Source organism: Hyphomonas sp., from assembly GCF_041689225.1.
Lineage (GTDB): Bacteria > Pseudomonadota > Alphaproteobacteria > Caulobacterales > Hyphomonadaceae > Hyphomonas.
Window position 1 is genome coordinate 60,013 of the sequence record NZ_JBDNGN010000128.1, and the last position, 6,085, is coordinate 66,097.

Consider the following 6,085-nt stretch of genomic DNA (forward strand, 5'->3'; position numbering starts at 1 on the left):
TCAGAAAATCATCGATGGCGGCTGTGGATTTGAACAAATAGGTCGGATCAAACGGTGCGTAGATTTCCGTCGTGCTCATATCAGGTGTCTTGTGCCCCAATTGAGCGGCCACTTCCCAGGCGGGGACGCTGCTTTTTCGGAGCCAGCGCGCCATGGTGTGGCGCAGGCCATATGGCTGTACCGCATCGTCTAACTTTAGCGTTTTTCTGAGCGTGCGCCACGCCGTTCGGATGCTTGAGACAGAGACGCCATTGAACTGGACGATGGCGGCGCTTTTTGACGCCTGGCAGTGCTCTTCAAGCCATGGCTTGAGGGTAGAAGGCAATTTGATCGTGGGCCTGAATTTCAGTGTTTGTTCCCGCGCCGCGGGATTGAGGTGAATAAGGTCATTGGCAAAATCGATCTGGTCAGATGTCAGGTCCAGGACCGCCTTGTTCCGACCAGTCGTTGCTATCATCAGGATGATAAACACCTGAAGATGGTACTCGGCAGCTGCCAACATGCGGGCGATTTCGTCGATTTCGAGCGGCCGCCCTTTCGGCGGCGGCGTCGGGACCTTCACCAGCTCGATATAGGGGACCGAAGCGATCTCGCCCCTCTTCCAGGCCCAGTTGATCGCGGCTTTGCCAATAGTCAGGGTTTGTCGGATCGTGTTTGAGCCGAGATTGCGGTCTACTCGGAGGTGCTTTTGGAAGGCCTGTTGGCGCGGCATGGCGCAGGCTTCAGAAAGCGTGGCTGTTCCGTGGAACTCCAGCCAGTAGCGAAGGGCGCGTTCGATGTTTCCATGACTGCGCACAGCAGAACCGTAATGCTCAAAATAGCGCGCGAACAATTCCGCAAGAACCGCTTCGGTCGGCTGTTCATCCTTTTTTGTGTGGTTCAACACGAACCAGTCCGTCAGGACTTTCTTTGCCTGTTCAAAATCCGCTGTGCCGAGGCTAGCGCGGCGTGTTTGTCGACTTTCGGGGTCGAACCATGTCCGATACCAGGCTTCACTGCCACCTCGTTTCGAGAGCCAATAATCCCCGAGCTGGAATTCCCGGTCGTTGGTATATCTGGGCATTCTGGCTCCTCCACCGACTGCAACAGGAAGTCGACGAGCTGATAGCCGAAATAGGCAATCTTGCGCGGCGACATGCGAACGAATGAGATACCGCCATTACTGCGCAGTCGCCGTAGCGATACAAGCGAAAAATCAAGTACGCTTGCAGCGTCTTGTTCGGTATAGCGCCCGTAAAGACTGAGCCCATGTGCTTTCGCGATGCTCTCGTGGAAAGACGAAAGAGGCAGCTCCTGTCCCATCAACCCGCCCCTGCCTCATGCTGTCTGGAGGGATGCTGAACAAAATCATCCTCGCTGAATACCGCCTCCGCCATCGCCTCTCCGAGCAGTTTTCGACCGGACCCGAGCCGCTTCTCCACGGCCTTGCGGAACTGCACATGTCGTTTCTTCGTGTCTGCGATCGCAGCATTGATCTGCTCATCGGTCATCGGCGGAGAGAACAGGAGTTCATACCAGGCGATAAGATCGGTCATTTCCATATGAGCCTGCTGGTCGCGTTCGATGCGGGCAAGCGCGCGCAGGATGTCGTCCTGGCGGCGGATCATGCCGGACTCGCGAGCATGGTCGAGCGCGAGGGAGAAATACGCCTTCAGCGCCATTTCGATGATGGCCGATTGGGACTGGCCGGGTTTCGAACCGGCGACGACGACCTTGGAGTGAAGCTCTCCTCCGACATAGGCGATGAGGCGGTGTTTCATGACCGGCCTAGTACTCTGTGAGGAAAAAACGCTACAAACATGCCCTCAGTGTGCGGAAAGAGCCGCCTATACGTCAAGGGTGAAAATTGAGGGAAATCGGGTAGAAAAGCGTAGCATTTGCGTGGGTTTGCATCTCTTTGCTCCCAATCACCGCTGCTTGCCGGAATTCACGTCGCCTGACGGGGGAGCGCTGATCAATCGGGTGGAAATCGGGCATTGCCACACTTCCTCTCGGGAGAATTTCTGGATCCCGCGCGCAAAGAGGCTGGCTATGGCCGAATGGCAGGGTCTGCCATTCGGCCATCAAGGCAGGAAGGCTCTGGTTTTTGGAGGCCTTAGCGGCTGAGCCCAAGGTCGCGCCCGCGCGTCATCTGGATGCCGTGCGAGAGCGACCAGGAGAGGGTCACTTGCCTCGCCCGCAAGCCTTCCAGATCGCGCGACCACGGGACAAGCGTGAACTGCCTGGCATATTCGATCCGGGCAAATACCGGGCTTTGCCCATCGCTGACCGGCATCACCTTGCCGGAGACCTCCCGGCCGGGCTGATAGGGAGCATAGGCCAGGCCGCTTTCTCCGGCATAGGCGCGGCCATAGTCATGCATGGACTGGATGTGCAGCCTCTCTATCGCCTGGGGTTCCAGTGCTCCGCTACGACCCGCTTGCGCGATACCGCGCTCGACAAGCACCGCCCGGCGCTGACGGGCAAGCTCGCGCGCCTCGCCCCCGAGCCCGGAATAGCCAACCTCTTGATCGTTCTCGCCAGCCAGATGACGATCGAGCCAGGTCAGGCCTCGCGCGTTGACCTGCGCCTCAAGGCCCATCGTGTCTATTCTGAGCAGCATTGTCGGCGAGCGTTTCGCCGCGCGGAAAGCAGCCTCCTCGACGCGGAGGACGAGGTCCGTGCACCCGTCAAACCGCGCCTCGCCCTCCATCAGGACCAGTGATTGCCTGGACAGGGCTGCCAATCGGTTGCGGATGAGCCCCAGATCCTTTGGGCTGACAGAGCGGTCATGCTCGCGGTGCAGGCTGGCTGTGTACGTCCCGCCATGCGCTTTGGCCACGTCTTCTACGATGCGGTCCATCTCAAGCGCACCGCCTGCGCGGGGCTTGGCCCGGACAAAATCGCCCGGCTGGAGGCCCTGAGTATAGCTTGATCCAAGCTCGTAGTGGTGCACACGGCCATCGAGCCCGTCGATGATCGCATGCGAGCGGTCTGAGAGCTCGTCATTGCGGGCGATCACTAGTAGCTTTCCTATCACGGCGCGAGGGCTTCGCTCCTGCTCGTCTGGCAGGGCTGCCACGCGCTCCAGGCCAGCGGCCTCTACCGCCCGCGCGGTGCGCGTCGCTACCACGTCCCGGCGCTCCAGTGTAGCGAGCTGCTCGGTTAACCCGGGCCTGACCTGCCAGAGGGTGCCGCCAACAGGCTCTGCGAGCCCATGGGTTTCAAGGAACTTGAGACGCGCCTGATAGTGTTCCCGGTGGCGCCGGACATGGCCCAGATCCAGCTGGCCATTTTCACCTGCCTGACGGGTTAGGACGCGGTCGATCCCGGTCACCCCCCGCTCGGTGATCCCGGCCGACAGTTTTGCCTCCAGTTCCTGGGCCGTCTGCAGGCCAAGATCGCGGGTCAGGATGGCGCCTGCACGCTCGCGCATGCCATGGGACAAATACTCTCTTGGAATGACCAGGTCGCGGCCATCGTCGCTGCGCCCGCTCATCACGATATGGGTGTGGGGATGTTCAGTGTTGAAATGGTCAACCGCGATCCAGTCGAGCCGGGTTTCAAGATCGATTTCCATCTGGCCCATGAGGTCCCGGATGAAGGGTTTGAGATCGTCGAGGCTCTGCCCGTCTTCTGCCGAGACAATGAACCGGAAGTGATGCCGGTCGTCCTTGGCGCTTTCGAGCCAGTCCTGGCCAGCAACGCCCTCGTGCTCTGCGTCATAGAACTCGGCCCGTTCCTGGCCCTTGCCGGCACCCTCTCTTTGCAGGTAGCCGAGATGCGCGCGCTGGGCCCCCATGCCGCCTCCGCCAAGCTTCACAAATCGCGCCTGGATGATCGCCCTTCGGTCGCCAGCAAAACCGCGCGGGGATGCAGGCGACGATCGTCGCCTGAGACGTCCGTTCGCCCGCGCGCCTTTCAGGAAAGCCCGCATGCTGCCCCTGGTGCCACCAGACCGGTTGCCGATCCGCCCGAGCCGGGGTCGGAAGTCGTCATCGCCGCTCATAGGGAGCCATTCCTGTTATCCACGAAATCGCAATGCCTATTGAAGGTCCGGGATGGAAAGCAGCAGATGTGAGTACAAATGGTGCCAAATCCGACTCGCGCGTAATCGCCCATGGTCATTGCAATCCAGCCAATTATGCGACTCACGCCATCCAGCGCTCTGACTCGCGAAAACCCCTGATCCCCATTGCCATCCCGTGTCCTCTGGACACGGATGCTTTTATCTTGCGCTACTTCCCTCACTAACTTTGCCAATGGGTTCAGAACTGAGAAGTCTGCGAAGCTCATGACGAAGACCTTGCCAGGTCGAGCGTCGCAAACACGTCCGGATCGTAGGTATCGAGCGGAAGATTGTTCGCGATCTGTACGTGGACATGACGCCAATAGGCAGGGTGAATTTCGTGCAGAACGTGCGCGTCAGAGAGCATATCAATCGCTCGCAGCGCACGCTTGGCGCGGGTCTTGCCGAAGGCGTGGAGCAGCAGATGTGCGCCCGGTTTGATACCCGGAATCCGGGTCAGTTTCTCTCCCGGTTGGCCTGCCTTGGCGACAACGACACGCCAGGTTTGCGTGCCAAAGCCATCCCCGCGCCAGCGCACAAAGCCGAAGACCTGCCCCGGTTCGAAGAGATGCATTGCGCCCCTATAGGGTAGCCCGCGTGAATGGAAGGCACGGCCAAACAGGAGGCGGTCGTTCGCCGATTTTCCGCGAACGGTTAGAGTAAGTGTGGTCAATGCGGTCTGTTCTGTTGCGCCCGACATGGCGATGTGGGGTGCATAATTTGCGCCAAACTGAGTGGCGGCCTTCACTTTCAACTAGATTTTTCTAAGGGACTACACCACCCCGGAAATCCTCCTTAACCTACATAGCTGATTGGTCTCATCGCGGTGGGCTGGCTGCCCGAAGCCCGCATATCACAACGCTAACGTGTGCAGATCCTGCAGCGCGCTCGTGATCAGATTGTGGGCTTGCTCGTTGTCATCCGGCATCACGATGATCGCGGCGACGGCAAGCTTCAGGGCGAGACCTTGTTGTGTCGTTGCAGGTACATTTAGCAGTGTAGCGAGAAGGTCTTGCCGCGTCTCATATAGGGCCTCGAGGCGTTGGTCGATGGCCTCCAACTCCACCGCTTCAGGCATGGCGGCGCATCGTTGCCGGGAAAGATCGCACCAGTATCGCTCTCGAATGAGGTAGTCGTCTAGTTCCTGCCAACGCCTGATCAGAGCCTGGTGTTTTTCTTCAAGCTCAAGCCATGCTCTGCAAGCGTCTACAGATGGGTCCATCCGTGCGGCATTATCTTTAACTATAGCGACGGCAACTGATCCCGCGATAATTTGCCGGCGCGAGAGTGCAAAAATTGCGCGTGGATCAGCATCCGCCGCGCCTAATGGGCGTCGCGACATTGGTTTACCTTTATGGTACATGTGAGTCGTTTAGTTTCACGCATCATAACGGCGTGATCGTTTTAAGTAAATATGATCGTAAAAAGAAAATGACAAATCTCACCTCCGCTCAGATTCGCGCAGCGCGCGCCCTGCTGGACTGGACGCAACCGAAACTGGCCGAGGTAGCGAAGTTGTCTGTGCCTACCGTCCGCAGGATGGAGGGTGCCCGGGGACCTTCGGCAAGTACGGAGGCCAATGTGGAAGCAGTGCGTCGGGCCCTGGAAGCCGGGGGTGTTGTCTTCCTCGATCCAGAAGAAAGCAAAGATGGCGGTCCAGGCGTCAGACTGAAACTATAGACTGGGAAAGCGCCCGGCATTCACGACAGAAATGTCGCAGTGTTTTCGTTGGGTGTTTTTCATTGCAAAAGAGAAACTGCAGGTGACGATGAACAAGGACGATTTGTATACCTTTCTGAACACTGCAATCGCCTACGGTGGCGTTCAGTGGCTCGAAGCCGTTGCGAAATGTGCGACTGAGAATAGCGAACTCGAGATCAAGGCACCTTGCATCGCTGCTTTGCCAGCTTGGGGCAAGGATGGCCTGCAAAAAATGGTAGATCTCGCGCTAAAATATCAAACGTCGAAAAATATCTCGGCCACTTTGAAGTCGTTGGCAGCAATTGCTGCTGGGCGAAAGATTACGAGTCATTTGGC

The 6,085-nt window shown here is 58.5% G+C and carries 7 protein-coding genes and 1 pseudogene; 2 read left to right on the top strand and 6 right to left on the bottom strand.

The window, feature by feature from the left end; all coding sequences use genetic code 11:
* Window positions 1–67 precede the first annotated feature (67 nt).
* The 6 genes and pseudogenes from ACESNB_RS13085 to ACESNB_RS13110 all read right to left on the bottom strand — a co-directional run.
* A pseudogene (locus ACESNB_RS13085) lies at window positions 68–712 on the bottom strand (tyrosine-type recombinase/integrase); the annotation flags it as partial.
* A gap of 185 nt (window positions 713–897) precedes the next feature.
* Window positions 898–1,302 carry a hypothetical protein gene (locus ACESNB_RS13090; RefSeq protein WP_373007998.1) on the bottom strand — a complete coding sequence of 135 codons (405 nt, stop codon included), beginning with the start codon at window positions 1,300–1,302 and terminating at the stop codon, window positions 898–900.
* Window positions 1,302–1,760, bottom strand: a complete 459-nt coding sequence (locus tag ACESNB_RS13095) for a hypothetical protein (RefSeq protein WP_373008000.1) — start codon at window positions 1,758–1,760, stop codon at window positions 1,302–1,304. Before ACESNB_RS13095 ends, ACESNB_RS13090 begins: the two co-directional genes overlap by 1 nt.
* Window positions 1,761–2,095: 335 nt before the next feature.
* On the bottom strand, window positions 2,096–3,988 hold the full coding sequence (locus ACESNB_RS13100) for a DUF3363 domain-containing protein (RefSeq protein WP_373008002.1): 1,893 nt from the start codon (window positions 3,986–3,988) through the stop codon (window positions 2,096–2,098).
* A gap of 283 nt (window positions 3,989–4,271) precedes the next feature.
* Window positions 4,272–4,796, bottom strand: coding sequence for a DUF2840 domain-containing protein (locus ACESNB_RS13105; RefSeq protein WP_373008012.1), 525 nt, complete (start codon window positions 4,794–4,796; stop codon window positions 4,272–4,274).
* Window positions 4,797–4,901: 105 nt separating this feature from the next.
* On the bottom strand, window positions 4,902–5,270 hold the full coding sequence (locus ACESNB_RS13110; RefSeq protein ID WP_373008004.1) for a hypothetical protein: 369 nt from the start codon (window positions 5,268–5,270) through the stop codon (window positions 4,902–4,904).
* Window positions 5,271–5,479: 209 nt separating this feature from the next.
* Between ACESNB_RS13110 and ACESNB_RS13115 the strand changes: the two genes are divergently transcribed.
* Window positions 5,480–5,728 carry a transcriptional regulator gene (locus ACESNB_RS13115; protein ID WP_373008014.1) on the top strand — a complete coding sequence of 83 codons (249 nt, stop codon included), beginning with the start codon at window positions 5,480–5,482 and terminating at the stop codon, window positions 5,726–5,728.
* Window positions 5,729–5,810: 82 nt separating this feature from the next.
* On the top strand, window positions 5,811–6,085 hold a 275-nt coding region (locus tag ACESNB_RS13120; protein WP_373008006.1), incomplete at its 3' end, for a hypothetical protein.